The 16603-nt window shown below is 71.0% G+C and carries 15 protein-coding genes and 1 pseudogene; 5 read left to right on the top strand and 11 right to left on the bottom strand.

Annotated features, from left to right (window positions below; all coding sequences use genetic code 11):
• Nucleotides 1–19 precede the first annotated feature (19 nt).
• Nucleotides 20–670: pseudogene (locus BM085_RS10720) on the bottom strand (response regulator transcription factor); the annotation flags it as partial.
• A complete protein-coding gene (locus BM085_RS10715) occupies nucleotides 667–1854 on the bottom strand; it encodes a HAMP domain-containing sensor histidine kinase (RefSeq protein WP_093886828.1) in 1188 nt (395 codons plus the stop codon). The gene BM085_RS10715 and the pseudogene BM085_RS10720, both read right to left, overlap by 4 nt.
• Nucleotides 1855–1941: 87 nt before the next feature.
• Between BM085_RS10715 and BM085_RS10710 the strand changes: the two genes are divergently transcribed.
• From BM085_RS10710 to BM085_RS10700, 3 genes are read left to right on the top strand one after another with little or no spacing between them, the layout of a single operon-like run.
• Nucleotides 1942–2859: an ATP-binding cassette domain-containing protein gene (locus BM085_RS10710; protein WP_093886827.1), complete on the top strand. Its 918-nt coding sequence runs from the start codon at nucleotides 1942–1944 to the stop codon at nucleotides 2857–2859.
• Nucleotides 2856–4433, top strand: a complete 1578-nt coding sequence (locus BM085_RS10705) for a DUF1349 domain-containing protein (RefSeq protein ID WP_093886826.1) — start codon at nucleotides 2856–2858, stop codon at nucleotides 4431–4433. Before BM085_RS10710 ends, BM085_RS10705 begins: the two co-directional genes overlap by 4 nt.
• A gap of 43 nt (nucleotides 4434–4476) precedes the next feature.
• Entirely contained in the window at nucleotides 4477–5241 is a 765-nt protein-coding gene (locus BM085_RS10700) for an ABC transporter permease subunit (protein ID WP_093886825.1), read from the top strand.
• A 475-nt stretch (nucleotides 5242–5716) separates the two neighbouring features.
• Here the strand turns inward: BM085_RS10700 and pheT are convergent, their stop codons facing one another.
• The 7 genes from pheT to infC all read right to left on the bottom strand — a co-directional run bounded on the left by pheT (nucleotide 5717) and on the right by infC (nucleotide 12841).
• Nucleotides 5717–8233 (bottom strand): phenylalanine--tRNA ligase subunit beta, encoded by a 2517-nt coding sequence (pheT, locus tag BM085_RS10695; RefSeq protein ID WP_093886824.1) that lies wholly within the window; start codon nucleotides 8231–8233, stop codon nucleotides 5717–5719.
• Entirely contained in the window at nucleotides 8233–9282 is a 1050-nt protein-coding gene (gene pheS, locus BM085_RS10690) for a phenylalanine--tRNA ligase subunit alpha (RefSeq protein WP_051864837.1), read from the bottom strand. Before pheS ends, pheT begins: the two co-directional genes overlap by 1 nt.
• 119 nt (nucleotides 9283–9401) lie before the next feature.
• Entirely contained in the window at nucleotides 9402–10484 is a 1083-nt protein-coding gene (locus BM085_RS10685) for a sensor histidine kinase (protein ID WP_093886823.1), read from the bottom strand.
• 51 nt (nucleotides 10485–10535) lie between these two features.
• Nucleotides 10536–11366, bottom strand: coding sequence for a TrmH family RNA methyltransferase (locus tag BM085_RS10680; RefSeq protein ID WP_093886822.1), 831 nt, complete (start codon nucleotides 11364–11366; stop codon nucleotides 10536–10538).
• 73 nt (nucleotides 11367–11439) lie between these two features.
• Complete coding sequence (rplT, locus tag BM085_RS10675; RefSeq protein ID WP_012892552.1) at nucleotides 11440–11823, bottom strand: 50S ribosomal protein L20; 384 nt, start codon at nucleotides 11821–11823, stop codon at nucleotides 11440–11442.
• A 24-nt stretch (nucleotides 11824–11847) separates the two neighbouring features.
• Complete coding sequence (gene rpmI / locus BM085_RS10670) at nucleotides 11848–12042, bottom strand: 50S ribosomal protein L35 (protein ID WP_012892553.1); 195 nt, start codon at nucleotides 12040–12042, stop codon at nucleotides 11848–11850.
• Nucleotides 12043–12172: 130 nt separating this feature from the next.
• Nucleotides 12173–12841: a translation initiation factor IF-3 gene (gene infC, locus BM085_RS10665; RefSeq protein ID WP_093886821.1), complete on the bottom strand. Its 669-nt coding sequence runs from the start codon at nucleotides 12839–12841 to the stop codon at nucleotides 12173–12175.
• A gap of 338 nt (nucleotides 12842–13179) precedes the next feature.
• Between infC and BM085_RS10660 the strand changes: the two genes are divergently transcribed.
• The gene (locus BM085_RS10660; protein ID WP_245789235.1) at nucleotides 13180–13581 is read left to right on the top strand and encodes a PadR family transcriptional regulator; all 402 of its coding nucleotides are present in this window, start codon (nucleotides 13180–13182) and stop codon (nucleotides 13579–13581) included.
• Nucleotides 13578–14543 (top strand): hypothetical protein, encoded by a 966-nt coding sequence (locus tag BM085_RS10655; RefSeq protein WP_093886819.1) that lies wholly within the window; start codon nucleotides 13578–13580, stop codon nucleotides 14541–14543. Before BM085_RS10660 ends, BM085_RS10655 begins: the two co-directional genes overlap by 4 nt.
• Here BM085_RS10655 and BM085_RS10650 read toward each other — a convergent pair.
• Together BM085_RS10650 and mltG are read right to left on the bottom strand one after the other, a co-directional pair.
• On the bottom strand, nucleotides 14518–15342 hold the full coding sequence (locus BM085_RS10650) for a shikimate dehydrogenase (protein ID WP_093886818.1): 825 nt from the start codon (nucleotides 15340–15342) through the stop codon (nucleotides 14518–14520). The genes BM085_RS10655 and BM085_RS10650 overlap by 26 nt on opposite strands.
• Nucleotides 15342–16508 carry an endolytic transglycosylase MltG gene (gene mltG / locus BM085_RS10645; RefSeq protein ID WP_093886817.1) on the bottom strand — a complete coding sequence of 389 codons (1167 nt, stop codon included), beginning with the start codon at nucleotides 16506–16508 and terminating at the stop codon, nucleotides 15342–15344. Before mltG ends, BM085_RS10650 begins: the two co-directional genes overlap by 1 nt.
• Nucleotides 16509–16603: the final 95 nt, after the last annotated feature.

Genomic DNA, 16603 nt, shown 5'->3' with positions numbered 1-16603 from the left:
CGTGGAGATCGTGGGCCGTGATCCGGTACCCCACCCCGGGCGTCGTGGTGATGGCGGGGGGCTCTCCGAGTTTGCGGCGCAGGCGGCCGATGGTGACCGTGACGGTGTTGGTCAGGGGGTTGGCGTATTCGTCCCACACCTGTTCGAGCAGGTCCTCGGCGCTGAGGAAGGCGGGGGCCGCGCGCAGGAGGGCTTCGAGCAGGGCGAACTCCTTGACTGACAAATCCAGATGCCGGCCGTCGCGGGTAGCGGTACGGCGCAGCGGGTCGAGCTCGATGCCGGCCGCGCGCAGTCTGCGGGGCCGGGCGGCCGGCTGGCGGCGGGCCAAGGCGCGGACGCGCAGCACCAGCTCGGGGAAGTGGAAAGGCTTGGCCAGGTAGTCGTCGGCCCCCAGAGTCAGGCCGGAGACCCGGTCGACGGGCGAGCCGGCGGCGGTCAGCATCAGGACCATGACGCGGTCGTCGTGTTCGGCGATCATCTGACAAAGGGTGTCGCCGTGGATGCCGGGCAGGTCGCGGTCGAGGACCACCACGTCGTAGGCGTTGAGGTCGAGCTTGGCGGCGGCCTCCAGGCCGTCGTAAGCCACGTCCACGGCCATGCCCTGATCACGCAGTCCTTCGACGACTACGTCGGCGAGGGAGCGCGCGTCCTCGACCACGAGCACTCTCACGCCGCGGTCTCCGCCGGCACGGCCGCCGCCGGTAGCGAGATGGCGACGCGGAGACCGCCTTCCGGCCGGGCCTGCAGGTCGAGGGTGCCGCCGTGTGCGGCTGCGATGGCTGCGACGATCGAAAGGCCGAGCCCGGAGCCGGTGCCGGAGTGGGTACGGTCGGCGCTGAGCCGCTGGAAGGGCCGGACCAGCGAGTCGACCTGCTCCTGGTCGAGGACGCGCCCACCGGTCTCGACGACGAGCTGAGCCGTCCCGGCGCCGGTGGTGCCGGCGAGGCGGATCCAGCCGCCTTGGTGGTTGTGGGTGATGGCGTTGTCGATGACGTTGTCGATCATGCGGGTGAGAAGCGTCCTGTTTCCTTGTGTCCACGCGCTGTCGTCGATGGCACCCGCCGGGTCGACAGCGAGGCGGCGGGTGGTGATGTCGGCGGCTCGGGCGTGCAGGGCGGCGTTCGCCAGTTGGCGGAGCGAGAGCGTCGTGCGGTCGGCCAGGGCGCCGTGCTGGGTGCGGGCGAGCGTGAGGAAACCCTCGAGTAGCCGGTCGACCTGGTCGAGCTCGGTGCGGAGCCGGTCGGCCAGCACGGCGGTCTGCGCCGGTATGGGCTCCGGCTTGGCCAGGGCCACGTCCAGGGACGCGCGCATGGTGGCCAGTGGAGTGCGGAGCTCGTGGGAGGCGTTGGCGACGAAGCGGCGTTGGGCGTCGAACGAGCTCTCCAGTCGTTCCAGCAACTCGTCGATGGTGTCGGCGAGGTCTTTGACCTCGTCGGCCGGGCCCTGTGCGGCCAGCCGCTCGTGCAGGTTGTCGGCGGAGATCCGGCGAGTGGCCGCGGTGATCATCCGCAGCGGGCGCAGCACCCGGCCGGCGATGACCCGGCCCAGGACGACCGACACCACGCCCATGACCACCAACGCCACCGCCGAGCCGATCAGGAGCTGGCGGGACTGGGCCGCGTGGGTGTCCGACAGCTGGGTCTGGAGCCAGGTGATGCGATCGGTGGCGGCGGCGAGCGTGGCCGGCTCCACCGGCGGGGTGCCAGAAGGTGCGGATTGACTGGTCCGCGTCCCTCCGAGGCCCACGAGGTTGGTGATGACCAGCAGCCCGATGCCGGACAGCAGGAACATGGCACCGTAGAGGACGGTGAAGCGCAGTCGTACGGTGCGCACCGGTCGTCGCCACTTTCGCATGCGTTCCAGGATGCCGTGCCGGACCTAACAGCGGTGTGACAGCCTCTGTTCGGCCCGTGTTAGGGCCGGGTCCGTACAACCGATCGCATGCAAGCAACCATCGAAGTCAACGGGCTGCGCAAACGGTTCGGCCAGACCACGGCGCTGGACGGCATGTCGTTCACCGTGACGCCCGGCCAGGTCACCGGGTTCGTCGGCCCCAACGGCGCGGGCAAGTCCACCACGATGCGGGTGATCCTCGGGCTGGACGCGGCTGACGAGGGTCACGCGCTGATCGGCGGACAGCCGTACATCAGCCTGCGCAACCCCCTCACCCACGTCGGCGCGTTGCTCGACGCCGGTGCGCTTCAGCCGAGCCGCACCGCGCGGAACCACCTGCTGTGGCTGGCCCACTCCCAGGGCCTGAACGGCAGGCGGGTCGACGAAGTGCTGCAACAGGTCGGGATGCAGTCGGCATCCCGGCGCAAGGCGAGCGGCTTCTCGCTGGGCATGCGGCAGCGGCTCGGTATCGCGGCCGCGCTGCTCGGGGACCCGCCGGTGCTCATGCTGGACGAGCCGGTCAACGGCCTGGATCCCGAGGGCATCGTGTGGATGCGCGGCTTCCTGCGGTCGCTGGCCGGCGAGGGGCGGGCCGTGCTGGTGTCCAGCCATCTGATGAGCGAACTGGAGGACACCGCCGACCGTCTCGTGGTGGTGGGCAAGGGCCGCGTCATCGCCGACACCAGCGTGGCCGACCTCATCACGACCGCCTCCCGCGGCCGGGTCACACTGCGGACGGCGGCGCGGTCGGAGGCGATGGCGGTGCTGGGTCGCGCCGGCGCCACGATGGCCGTGACCGATCGCGACACGATCGTCGTCTCGGGGCTGCCGTCGGAGCACATCGTGGCGGTACTCAACGCCGACGGGGTGCCGTTCTCCGAGGTGGCGACGTACCGGGTGACGCTGGAACAGGCATACATGGACCTCACCGCCGATACGGTCGAATATCGGGGGACGGCACGATGAGCGCCATTTCACACCGCTCCTCACACCGCTCGGAACCGCAGGCCGGACGCGGGGGCTTCGGGCGGTTGCTGCGCGCCGAGTGGAGCAAGTTCAGGACGGTACGCGGCTGGGTGGTCGCCATGACCGCAGCGGCGCTGGTCACCGTGCTGCTCGGGCTGCTGTCCGCGTCCGGCAACCACGCCTCGTGCAGCTCCGGCCCGATCGAGGTCGCCTGTCCCCCGCCCCTGGTGGGCCCAGGCGGCGAAGCGGTGGACGACAAGTTCTATTTCGTGCACCGGCCGCTGACCGGGGACGGCGGCATCACCGTCCGCCTCACCTCTATGACCGGCCAGATCCGTAAGCCCGACGTCACCCCGGGGCAGCGCAACGTGGTTGCCGGGGTCGTGCCGTGGGCGAAGGCCGGAATCATGATCAAGGAGAGCACCAGGCAGGGCTCTGCCTACGCGGCGATGATGATGACCGGTGAGCACGGGGTGCGGATGCAGTACAACTTCACCCACGACGTGGCCGGCCGGCCGGGCGGCGTCTCCCGGCAATCGCCGCGGTGGCTCCGGCTGACCCGCTCCGGCGACACCCTCACCGGGTACGAATCCGCCGACGGCGCCAAGTGGACCCAGATCGGCACCGCACCCCTGACCGGCCTACCGCAGACCGTTCAGATCGGAATGTTCGCCGCCTCCCCCGGCGACCTCACGGTCACGCAGGGAGATCTCGGCGGGTCCGTCGCGGCAGCCCGCTTCACCGAAGCCACCGGCGAGTTCGACCAGGTCAAGCTCCAAGGCAACACGTCCGGCGCGTGGCGCAACGACGATATCGGCGTCACCGTCGCGCCCGACGGGACCGAGCACCACCCGGGCCGCGCCGGCCAGTCCGGCGGCGCCTTCTCCGTAACCGGCGTCGGCGACATCGCGCCGGCCATCGAGGGCACGGCCCCCGAACGTCCCCTCAGCAGCGCGCTGACCGGCCTGATCCTCGTGATCGTGGTGGCGGTCATGTTCATCACCGCCGAGTACCGGCACGGCCTGATCCGCATCACCCTGCTGGCCGGCCCGCGCCGCGGCCGCATGCTGGCGGCCAAGGCCCTGGCGCTCGGCCTGGTCACCTTCGCCGCCGCCCTGCCCGCCACCGCGATCACGTTCACGGTCGGCGGGCGGATTCTGCGCGACAACGGCGTCGCCGTCCTCCCGGTGTCCCTGCTCACCCAGGCGCGCATCGTGGTCGGCATGGCGGCGCTGTTCGCGCTGGCCGCCGTGCTCGCCCTCGCCCTCGGCGCGCTGCTGCGACGCAGCGTCGCGGCGGTCATCACCGCCATCGCGGTGATCGTGGTCCCGCACGTCCTCGCAACCACCTCGGTCCTACCCGACAGCGCAGCGCAATGGCTGCTGCGCGTCACCCCCGCGGCCGGCTTCGCCACGCAGCAGAGTATCCCGGAGTACGCGCACGTGCTCGGCCACTATGCGCCCATCGCCGGCTTCTACCCGCTACCTCCGTGGGGGGGCCTGGCCGTACTGGCCGGCTACACCGCGCTCGCCCTCGGGTTGGCCTCCGTCCAGCTCCGCCGGAGAGACGCATGAGACATTCCCATCCGCACGTCTCCGGGAGTCGCGGGAGGAGTGCGTGAGAGAGCATCTGCATGCGGAGTGGACCAAACTCCGCACCCTGTCCGGCACCGGCCGGCTGCTGCTCGCGATCGTGGTAGTGACCGTCGCCGCCGGCGTCGCGGCCTGCGCCGTCGTGTCCTGTACCTCGCGGGGCTGTGGCTACGACCCCGCCAAGATCAGCCTATTCGGGGTCCAGGTGAGCCAGGCGGTCGTCGCCGTCCTGGCCGTCCTGGCGATCACCGGCGAATACGGCACCGGCATGATCCGCCTCACCCTGACCGCCATGCCGCGCCGGACCGGCGTCCTGGCCGCCAAGGCGATCATTCTGGTCGGTTTGACCCTGATCGCCGGGAGCGTCGCCGTGCTCGCCTCCGCGCTGGCCGCGCGGCGCATCCTGCCCGACAACGGCTTTCCCGTCGAAACGCTCACCCTCACCAGCGGTCCCCTGCTGCGCGCCGCCGTCGGTTCGGTCCTCTACCTGGCGCTGATCGCCCTGTTCAGCCTGGGGGTCGCCACCGCCGTACGAGATTCCGCCACCGCCATCGGGGTCGTGCTCGGCCTGCTCTACCTCTTCCCCGCCCTCATCCTCCTGATCGCCGACGATGACTGGCAGCGGCTTCTGTGGCAGATCTCCCCGATGAACGCCGGGCTCGCCATCCAGGCCACCACCAACCTCGCCAGCCTGCCCCTCAGCCCATGGGCCGGTCTGAGCGTACTCGCCGCATGGGCCATCGCGGCGCTTTTGGGCGGCGAACTGCTCCTGCGGATGCGCGACGCATAGCCGCCAGTCGGATCCCGGGCGACCGGTGGGGGGACGTCTCGGGCAGGGCAGTGACGCCACCGAGCCGGCACCGCCATCATCACCGACGCCGTGCCCCTGCTACCCGCGCCCAGACCCAAGGCATGGCCGACGTGGCCACCTCCGTCAACGGCGCCGCCGGTGCCCGCCCGGAACCCAGAGGGCAGGCACTGGTGGCAGGCTGCTCGGAACGCGGCGGTCATGGCGCGCACCCTAGCGGGTATGCGCCGGCGCCTGCCGGTCTTCGGGTTGATCCCGACGATCCGGCAGGCCTGGTCGTTCTTGAAGCCCTGCCGCATGAGCTCGAAGTATGCAGCTCGTTGCGCGGACAGCTTCACCGGCCCTTGCGGAGACCTGATCTTGCGGACCTCGAAGTCCGACACAATCCCTCAACAACGAGGTGTCGCATCGACCTCTTGAACCCAAGCAGGACCGCCGGGGCCTTCACCACTGTGGATCAGACGCCGCGGAGCTGGGCTCCGGTGCGCTCTCCGGCGAGTGCCACGGCCGCGTCGCGGGCCGCGCTGGCCTCCTCGGCGGTCAGCGTCCGGTCCGGCGCGCGGAACCGCAGGGAGTAGGCCAGGGACTTGCGGCCCTCTCCGGCCTGGGCCCCGGTATAGACGTCGAACAGCCGGACCGACTCCAGCAGGTCGCCCGCTCCCTCGCGCAGCGCCGCCTCCACCTCGGCCACCGGGGTGGCGGCGTCGACGATGAGCGCCACGTCCTGCGTGGCGACCGGATAGGCGGAGATCGCGGGCGCCGCCACCGGACCGGCCGACGGCGACTCCAGCCGGGACAGCTCCAGCTCCATCGCGCTGGTCCGCGCGGGCAGGCCGTATGCCTCGATGACGCGCGGGTGCAGCTCACCGGCGTGACCGACGAGCACGTCCCCGGCGTACAGCGCCGCACAGCGGCCCGGGTGCCAGGGCTCGTGCCGGTCGGCGCGGACGTCGAGGGTGACCCCGGCCTCACGGGCCACCGTGCGGGCCGCCTCGACGGCGTCCGCCCAGGTGCCCGCGCGTCCCTTGCCCCACCAGCCGGACCGCTCGAACTCCCCGGCCAGCACGGCGCCCACCCGCAGCGGCTGGGCGGGCAGCGCGGCCTCGATGGAGGCGAGCTCCTCCTCGGTCGGCCTGCGGTCCACCCCGAGCACCGGCGCGGTCGCGGGCGCGTCCTGCGAGGGCCGGTAGACCAGGCCCGTCTCGAACAGCGCCACGTCGCCGAAGCCCCGGCCGACGTTGCGGACCAGTGTCTTGAGCAGACCCGGCAGCAGCGTGGTCCGCATCAGCGGCTCGTCCTCGCTGAGGGGGTTGGCCAGCCGTACGGCCCGGCGGCGCGCGTCGTCGGCGGGCAGCTGCAGGTTGTCGAAGTCGCGCTCCCCGACGAACGGATAGGCCAGGACCTCGACGTAGCCGGAGGCGGCCAGCGCCCGGCCCACCCGGCGGCGCAGCCGCTGGCTCTCGCTGAGACCGGCGCCCGCCGGCGCGGGCGGCAGGATCGAGGGCAGGTTCTCGTAGCCTTCGAGCCGGATGACCTCCTCGGCGAGGTCGTTCGGGTCGGTCAGGTCGGGCCGCCACGAGGGCGGGGTGACCGTCAGCATGTCGTCACCGGTCACCGCCAGCTTGGCGGCGAGCTCGTCGGCGGGGGCGACCGCGCCCGCGACCACCGTGCAGCCGACCTGCTCCAGGTGGCGGATCACGGTCTCGCGGTCGTAGCCGACTCCGGCGACCCTGCCGGGGTGGCCGCTCGGGATGGAGATGCGGACCGGCTCGACCTCGACCTCGGCGTGGGTCACACCCGGCTGGATCGTGCCGCCGCCGAGCTCGGCCAGGAGCTGGGCCGCGCGCCAGGAGGCGTACAGCGGCAGCTCCCGGTCCACGCCCCGCTCGAAGCGCTTGGAGGCCTCGCTGACCAGGTTGTGGCGGCGGGACTCGCGCGCGATGCCGCTGGCGGAGAAGTGCGCGGCCTCGATCACGATGTCGGTGGAGAGATCGGAGATCTCGGTGTGCAGGCCACCCATGGTCCCGGCCATCGAGATCGCGCCCGACCCGTCGGTGATCAGGATGTCTTCCGGGTCGAGCTTTCGGACGACGTGGTCGAGCGTCTCCAGCGTCTCGCCCGGCTCGGCCCGGCGCACCACGATCTCACCGGTCAGCTTCGCGGCGTCGAAGGCGTGCAGGGGCTGGCCCGTCTCCAGCATCACGTAGTTGGTGACGTCGACGGCCAGCGAGACCGGGCGGACGCCGGCCCGCGTGAGCCGGGTCCGCATCCACAGCGGGCTCCGCGCCGACGGGTCGAAGCCGTGGACCTCACGCAGCACGAAGCGGTCACAGGCGGTCGGGTCGGCGATGGAGGCCGGGTAGGACGGGCCCGCCTCGGCGGGCGGGGAGACGTCGGCCGGGTCGAGGAAGGCCGAGTCGAAGGCGGTGGCCGCCTCGCGGGCCACACCGCGGATCGACAGCGCGTAGCCGATGTCCGGGGTGATCTCCATCTCGATCACGTCGTCGCGCAGGCCGAGCAGCTCGACCACGTCGGCCCCGATCGGGGTGCCCTCGGCCAGCACCATGATGCCGGCGTGCTCGTCGCTCAGGCCGAGCTCGCGCTCCGAGCAGATCATGCCCTCGGACATCCGGCCGTAGGTCTTGCGTGCGCCGACCTCGAACCCGCCGGGCAGCACGCCCCCGGGCAGCACGACCGGCACCCGGTCGCCGACCGCGAAGTTGGTGGCGCCGCAGACGATCTCACGCGGCGCGGCCTCCCCCACCTCGACCTGGCAGTGCCGGATGGGCTTCTTGAAGCCCTGCAGTTCCTCGATGGCCAGCACCTCGCCGACGACCACGTTCTTGACGTCGTAGCCGTAGGAGGTGACGGACTCCAGCTTGAGCCCGGCGGCGGTGAGCCTGTCGGCGATCTCGTGCGCGGTGACCGCGGGGAGATCGACGTACTCCCGCAGCCATGAAAGCGGGGCCTTCATCAGATCTCCATTCCGAACGGGAGCGTGAAGCGGACGTCTCCCTCGACCATGTCGCGCATGTCCTCGACGTTGTGACGGAACATCAGCGTGCGCTCGATGCCCATCCCGAAGGCGAAGCCGCTGTAGCGGCCCGGGTCGACGCCGCAGGCGATGAGCACCCGCGGGTTGACCATGCCGCAGCCGCCCCACTCGATCCAGCCCTCGGACTTGCAGGTGCGGCAGGGCGGGTTGCCCGGCACCGCGGAGGCGCCCCGGCAGACGAAGCACTTCAGGTCCATCTCGGCGGACGGCTCGGTGAAGGGGAAGTAGTTGGGCCGGAACCTGGTGGTGATGCCCTCGCCGAACATGACCTCGGCGAAACGGTCCAGGGTGCCCTTGAGGTGGGCCATGGTCAGGCCCTCGTCGATCGCCAGCCCCTCGACCTGATGGAAGACCGGGGTGTGGGTGGCGTCGAGCTCGTCGGTGCGGAACACCTTGCCGGGCGAGATCACGTAGACCGGGAGCCGGCGGCTGAGCAGGGCCCGGATCTGCACCGGCGAGGTCTGCGTGCGCAGCACCTTCCCGGACTCCACGGACTCCACGAAGAAGGTGTCGTGCTCCGAGCGCGCCGGGTGGTCGGGCGAGATGTTCAGCGCGTCGAAGTTGAACCACTCGCCTTCCAGCTCGGGCCCCTCGGCCACCTCGTAGCCCATCGCGACGAACGCGTCGGCGACGCGCTCCTGCAAGGTGGTCAGGGGATGCCGGGCGCCGCGCGGGGCGCGGTCGGCGGGCAGCGTGACGTCGACGGTCTCCTCGACGAGGACCCTCTCGTCACGCTCGGCCTCCAGCTCGGCCTGGCGCCGGGCGAGAGCGTCGGCGACGGCCTTGCGGGCGCCGCCGATGCGCTTGCCCGCCTCGGCGCGGGCCGCCGGGGGCAGCGCGCCGATCTCGCGGTTGGCCAGGGCGATCGGCGAGCGGTCACCGGCGTGCGCGAGCCGTACCTGCTTGAGTTCGTCGAGGTCGCGCGCCGCCGTGATGGCGTCGAGCGCGTCGGCCTGCATGCTCGCCATCTCATCGGCGTGCAGCGGGGTCACCTCAACCGGGTCGTAGTTAGACAAGAGAGCTCCGTATCCAGGGCTTAAGCGGCAACGAGTCTAGTCTGGGAAGCCCACCGGGCCAGCATCCGCGCTCAGGCGAAGTCAGGGGTGCCGGTGGGCACCATAAATCGGAACTCGGCCCCGCCCTCGGGCCCCCGCTGCACGGAGATGGTGCCGCCATGGGCCTCGATCAGTCCCTTGACGATGAACAGGCCGAGCCCGGTGCCACCGCGACGGCGGGCGTTGCCCCGCCAGAACTGCCGGAACACGCGCGTGGCCAGCTCAGGGGGGATGCCCTCTCCCTGGTCACGGACGGACACGGTCACTCCCCACTCGTTCGGCTCGATGGCTATTGTCACCGTACCGCGCCCGTGACGCACCGCGTTTTCCATCAGGTTCGCCAGCACCTGGTCGATCTTGTCCTGGTCGAGCCAGGTCTCGGGCAGCTCGCCGGCCGCCTCCAGCCGGAAACGGTCCTCCGGCTCCCCCGCCGCGACCCGGCCGGCGATGATCTTGCGGGCCCTCGCCGGGATGTCGACCACCTGGCGGTGGATCTCCAGCCGCCCGGACTCGATGCGGGACACGTCGAGCAGCTCGGTGATCAGCCGGGTCACCCGGTCGGCGTCGGCGTTGACCGTCTCCAGCATGACGAGCTTCTGGTTGTCGGTGAAACGGGTCCACTTGGCCAGCAGGGTCGCGGTGAAGCCCTTGACGCTGGTCAGCGGGGAGCGGAGCTCGTGGGCGACGGTGGAGACCAGGTCGGCGCGGCTGCGCTCCAGACGGGCGCGGGCGCCGGCGTCCCGGAGCGTGATGACCACCCGGACGACCTCGCCGCCCCGCGCGGGCCTGCGCACCAGGCGGGCGGCCACGAGCATCTCCTGGCCACCGGGGGTGCGCAGCGGGAGCTCGGGCTGGCGGCTGCGGGTGGGCAGCCCGCCGTAGGTGTCGAGCCACTTCCACCAGTCGCGCCCGTCATGGTCGCGGAAGGAGAACACGTCGCGCAGGTGCCGTCCGGCGGCCTGGTCGCGGGTGACCCCGGTGAGGCGGGTCGCGGCCCGGTTGACGGTCAGCACGTGGCCGTCCCGGTCGGTCACGACGAGGCCGTCGGGAAGGTCGTCCACGTCGATCACACAGGCGGAGTCAGCGCTCCGCTCGTCGGTGTGTTCGCCGTGCACGACCCCGCCTCCTCGACGCTACAACGCCGACAATAGCGGGTTTCCCGCGTTCTACGGCAGCCTCGGGGCGGGGCTCGGGGAACCGGCCCGCTGAGATCGGGCAGATGCGTACAGACACACCGCGGCGGCGGTCGCGAGGTTGAGACTCTCGGCCCGTCCGTAGATCGGCACCCGGACCACCTCGTCGGCCAGACTCAGGATCTCCTCCGGCAGCCCCCAGGCCTCGTTGCCGAAGATCCAGGCGGTCGGGCCGGACAGGTCCACGTCGTCCAGCGTCTGCTTGCCCGCGCCGTCGGCGGCGAGCACCCGCAGCCCGGCGTCCTTGAGCCGCCGTACGGCCTGCGCCACCGGAGCCCCCGTGGTGACGGGCAGATGGAACAGGCTGCCGGCGCTGGCGCGGACGCACTTGCCGTTGTAGGGGTCCACCGAGGCGTCGGTGAAGACGACCGCGTCGGCGCCGGCCGCGTCGGCGGTGCGCAGCACGGTCCCGGCGTTGCCCGGGTCCCGGACGTGGGCGAGCACGGCCACCAGCCTGGCGTCGGCGGTGACGGCTCCGTCCAGGGGGACGTGCACGAACCGGCACACGGCCAGCAGCCCCTGCGGCGTGACGGTCTGGGCGAGCTCGGCCATGACCTCTCCGCTGGCCCGGTGGACGGCCAGCCCCGCGGCGGCGGCGGCGGCGACGATGTCGGCGTGCCGCTGCTCGGCCTCGGCGGTGGCGAACAGCTCCACCACGACACCCTCCAGCGCCAGCGCCTCACGGACCGCCTGGGGCCCCTCCGCGAGGAAGGAGCGGTCACGGTCCCTGAAGGCCCGTTTGGTCAGCCGCCGCACGGCTTTGACCCTCGGCGACTTGATGTTGGTCAGCTCAGATCCGGCCATGCCTGTCCCCCCAAGAATGCGAATGCGGCCCACAGCGGGATCGCTGTGGGCCGCACGCTCGTCAGTGCCGGATTCAGCCGGCGACCGGCGCGTTCACGTCGGCCGGGAGCGCCTTCTTGGCGGCCTCGACCAGCGTCGCGAACGTGGCGGCGTCGTTGACTGCGAGGTCGGCGAGGATCTTGCGGTCGACCTCGATGGAGGCCAGGCGCAGACCCTGGATGAGCCGGTTGTAGGTGATGCCGTTCTGGCGGGCAGCGGCGTTGATGCGCTGGATCCAGAGACGGCGGAAGGTGCCCTTGCGGTCCTTGCGGTCGCGGTAGGCATAGGTCATCGAGTGGAGCATCTGCTCCTTGGCCTTGCGGTACAGCCTGGACCGCTGGCCCCGGTAGCCCTTCGCCCGCTCAAGAACGACCTTGCGCTTCTTCTTGGCGTTGATCGCCCGCTTCACGCGTGCCATGTGTATCTATCTCCCCGGGGGCCGTTACTTAGCGAGCAGCTTCTTGATCTTCTTGGCGTCGGCATCGGAGAGCACGACCTCGGACTTGAGACGACGCGTCAAGGTGGAGGACTTCCACTCGTTGTAGTGCGCGCGGTTGGCACGGCGACGCTTGATCTTGCCGGTGCCGGTGAGCCGGAATCGCTTCTTCGCACCGCTGTGCGTCTTCATCTTCGGCATCTCAGCCGTCTCTCCCTCGATCGTGCCGATGTCCCGGGCCGGTAACCCAAGTCAAGGGCATGCCTGACTGCGAGACCGGACCCGGTCTCGGCTTAATCTCGCGACTACCTGACGGTTCAGGCTATGCGAGTCACTCCTGCGGAGCGGCCACCTCGTCGCCGACGGGCGCCTGTTCCTCCACGGAGTCCTCGTCACGCCGCGCCTTGGCCGCCGCCTTCTCGGCCTTGGCCTCGGCCTTCTTCTTGTGCGGGCCGATCACCATGATCATGTTTCGGCCGTCCTGCTTGGGCTGGGACTCCACGAAACCGAGGTCCGTGACGTCCTCCGCCAGGCGCTGCAGGAGCCGGAATCCCAGCTCGGGCCGGGACTGCTCCCGCCCGCGGAACATGATCGTGACCTTGACCTTGTCCCCGGCCTTGAGGAACCGCACCACGTGACCCTTCTTGGTCTCGTAGTCGTGCGGGTCGATCTTCGGTCGGAGCTTGATCTCCTTGATGATCGTGTACGCCTGGTTACGCCGCGCCTCACGTGCCTTCATCGCGGACTCGTACTTGAACTTGCCGTAGTCCATGAGCTTGCACACGGGCGGGCGAGCCGTGGCCGCGACCTCTACGAGGTCGAGGTCGGACTCCTGAGCCAGCTTCAGAGCATCGCCGATGGAGACGATGCCAACCTGTTCGCCGTTCGGGCCGACGAGGCGGACCTCGGGGACGCGAATACGGTCGTTGATGCGGGGCTCGGCGCTGATGGGGCCTCCTAGGTTGCGATCCGCCGCCGTCTCTGCGGGCGGCTTCCACATGCTCGATCGTGCCGGGAGGTCGCGGAACGCAGGCCTTTTGCAGGTCTGGATACACGAAATGCCCCGCACGTCGCGCATGCGGGGCCACATGAGCTCATCAGCTTTGACGCCGTAAGCCCTCCGGAGTTACCCGGTGTGATCCTTGACCTGCCGACCTCGCGGTCGACCAGGTGGGAGGTGACCCTCCGCTTGCGCGTCCAGCAGGCACGCCGGACCGATCGAGTAATTACACTACCACAACCACGCACGTCCAGTGAATCATCCCGCGACACCCCCGCCGGAGCCGCATCTCCCGCGCCCGTTGCGCGACGTACCGATGATCTGTATATAAAGAAGGTATGAGCGAGCGATCGATGCAGGAACCCACGTTCCTGATCCTCACGGCCCTGGCCGCCGGGCCCCAGCACGGCTACGGCGTGATCAACGACGTCCGGGAGATCTCCGATGGCCGGGTGCGCCTGCGCGCGGGCACCCTCTACGCCGCCCTCGACCGTCTCCAGTCCGAGGGCCTGGTCGCCGCCGACCGCGAGGAGGTGGTGGACGGCCGCCTGCGGCGCTACTACCGGCTGACCGGCGACGGCGCCGCCCGCCTGGCCGCCGAGGCCGAACGGCTGCGCCGGCACGCCGAGGCGGCCTCCACGCGCCTGCGCGTCCGCCCCGCCGGCGGGGCACTGTTCCGCCGCGGCCCTGCCAGAGGTGCGGCGCTGTTCCGCCGCGGCCCCGCCGGAGGTACGGCATGAGCTCTCTGGAGGCGCGCTACCGCAGGCTCCTGGCCTGCTACCCCCGTGAGCACAGGGCCCGCCACGAGGAGGAGATGATCGGCGTGATGCTCGCCGGAGCCGGGCCGGGCCGCGAGCGCCCGGATCCACGTGAGGTGTTCGACGTGGTCAGAGGCGGGATCCTCATCCGCCTCCAGCGCTCCTTCGGCCCCGAGGCCGCCGCGCACTGGCGCGACGCACTGAACATCGCCGCGATCGTCGCCCCGCTCTACCTGCTCGTCCTGTCGCTCGGCAGCTCGGCGCTGGTCTTGTGGCCGGGCACGTGGGAGTCGGCGGGCTTTCTCCAAGTCGTACTCATCCTGGTGCGGCTGCTGCCCTACCCGTTGATCCTCGGCCTGGCGCTACGGGGCTCACGCTGGGCAGCCGCCGGCGCCTGGATCTGGGCGGTTGCGGAGAGCGCCATCTACACCGTGGCGACCATGGAGATCATGAAGTACGTGGGACCGGACGCCCCTTCGGTGCACCCGTTGACCCCCGGCGACGTGGCGCTCCAGGCCTTCCCCGGCTGTGTCGTCGCCCTCCTGCTGACCCTGGCGTCCAGGCCGGCCGAGGGAGCGGCGTTGATCGGCCACCGGCGACTGCTCCACTGGAGCGTCGCCGCGGTCCTATTGCTCGCCGCCCTCAACGTCTTCACCTACCTCTTCCCGCCCGACGACCCGGACGGGCTCAGAGTCGACCTGACCCTGATCGCGATGGCCTGTGGCGTGGCCAGCCGAACCCCCGTCGGCCGCCGCGCCATCCTGCTCATGGTTCCGCTACTCGCACAGCTCTACGGCATGGGACTGCTGGACGGGCCGCTCAGGGGCGCATGGCCGCACTTTCTGCTGCAGACGCTTCTCGTGGCCGTGTTCTTCACCGTGGCCAGGCGAGGTTTCCGGCCCTACGGCACCGGGACGGTCAGCTCTCCGGAGCGACTCGTCTGACGATCTCGGCCTTGCCCGCCGCGCGCATCGCCTCCACCGGCACGTCGGTCCGGCCGGTCATCAGCTCGACCTGCCGGACCGCCTGGTGCAGGAGCATGGGGAAGCCGCCGATCACGGTCCCGCCCCGCTCGGTCACGGCCGCGGCCAGGCGGGTGGGCCAGGGCGCGTAGACCACGTCGAAGAGGGCCGGCACCCCGGCCACCAGGTCGGCCAGCCGGTCGGCGGCTCCCGCCGGCAGGGTCGAGACGACCAGGTCCACGTCCAGGACGGTGTCGAGCTTGTCGAAGGTCTGCACCGTCAGGGCCGTGCCCAGCCGCTCGGCCACCGCCGCGGTCTCCCCGGCCCGGTCCGGGTCGCGGACCACCAGGGTCGCCTCGCGCAGGCCCAGCTCGTGGAGCGCGGCCAGCGCGGAGGCCGCCGTCGCCCCGCCGCCCAGGATCGTCGCCGCCCGGGGCGGCGCCACGCCCGCCTCGGCGAGCGCCCGGACGATGCCGTGGACGTCGGTGTTCTCGCCGTGGCGGGCGCCGTCCGAGAAGACCACGGTATTGGCCCCGCCCACCGCAACCGCGAGGTCGGAGACGGTGTCGAGCAGCGGCAGCACGGCCCGCTTGAGCGGCATGGTCAGCGACAACCCCGCCCACTCCGGGCCGAGTCCGCCGACGAGGCCGGGCAGCCCGGCCTCGTCGCACTCGATCGCCTCGTAGCGCCAGCCGTACAGGCCGAGGCCCTCGTAGGCGGCCCGGTGCAGGTGGGGCGAGAGCGAGTGGACGATGGGCGACCCGAGCACCGCCGCCCTCATCACCCGCCCGCCTGGTTCTTCTCGAACTCCGCCTTGAACTTGAAGAACTCGGCCTCGGACGCGGTGAACTTGGTGATGCCGCGCTTGGTGTCGGTGGTCACGAAGAAGATCCAGTCGCCCTTGGTGGGGTTGAGCGCCGCCTGGATGGCGTGGTCGCCGGGGTTGGCGATCGGCCCCGGGGGCAGGCCCTCCCGCCCGTAGGTGTTGTAGGGCGAGGTGCTCTCGAGGTCGGCGTTGGTCGCCGCGACGCCGTACTTGTTCAGCCCGTACATCACCGTGCTGTCCATCTCCAGCTTGCGCGGCGGATTGCCGTCGAGGCGGTTGTAGATGACGCGGGCCACCTTGCCCATGTCCTCGACGCTGCCGGACTCGGCCTGGACGATGCTGGCGATCGTCATGATCTGGTGCGGGGTGTAGCCGAGGGCCTTGGACTCCTTCTCCAGCCCGTCCTTGGCGGCGGTCTGGTGGAAGCGGTCGACCATCGCGGTCAGGATGTCGAGGGGCTTCATCTTGGGGGAGATCTCGTAGGTGGCAGGGAAGGCGTAGCCCTCCAGCCTGCCCTTGGCGTAGGAGGGCAGGCCGAGCGCCTTGCCGTCCCTGGCCGCCCGCTGGAACTCCCTGAGCGGCTTGCCGGTCTGCTTGGCGAGCTGCGTCAGGGTGTCGGAGAGGCGCAGGCCCTCCTTGAGGGTCACCGTCTCCCGCAGCCGCTTGTCCGGATCGAGCAGCTTGACCGCGGCGGCGGCCGACATCTGCTTGCGCAGGGTGTATTCGCCCGGCTGCAGGGAGGCGCTCATGTCCGCGGCGGCGGCGGCGTCGACGAACGCCTCGGCGCTCTTGACCACCCCCTGCTCCTGCAGGGTCCGGGCGACGTCCGAGGCGCTCTGCCCGGTCTTGATCTCCACGACGACCTCGCCAGCGCCCTCTCCGGTGTAGTCCTCGACGGTCATCGCGTCGCGCAGCCAGGTGTAGCCGTAGAAGCCTCCGGCGCCGACACCACCCAGCAGGACGATGGCCGCGAGCATCGGGGCGAGGAAGCCGCCCCGGTTGCGGCGGCGCCGGCGGCGGCGTCCGCGCCGGCTGCCGGAGCCTGAGGATGTGCGTGAGCCGCGCCGCGACCTGCCATCGTCGTCGTCGCCGACCAGGAAGTCCATATCGAGATCGTTCATAGAGTCGCCCGCCAATCTCCCGGTAGAGGCGGCCCGCCGTCAAGCGGGTATGCCGAACCGAGGGGGGACACCATGCCAGACGTCCCGGTCCGCCG

The sequence above is a fragment of the Streptosporangium canum genome (assembly GCF_900113865.1).
GTDB lineage: Bacteria > Actinomycetota > Actinomycetes > Streptosporangiales > Streptosporangiaceae > Streptosporangium > Streptosporangium canum.
This window is presented reverse-complemented; position numbering and strand designations above follow the sequence as displayed.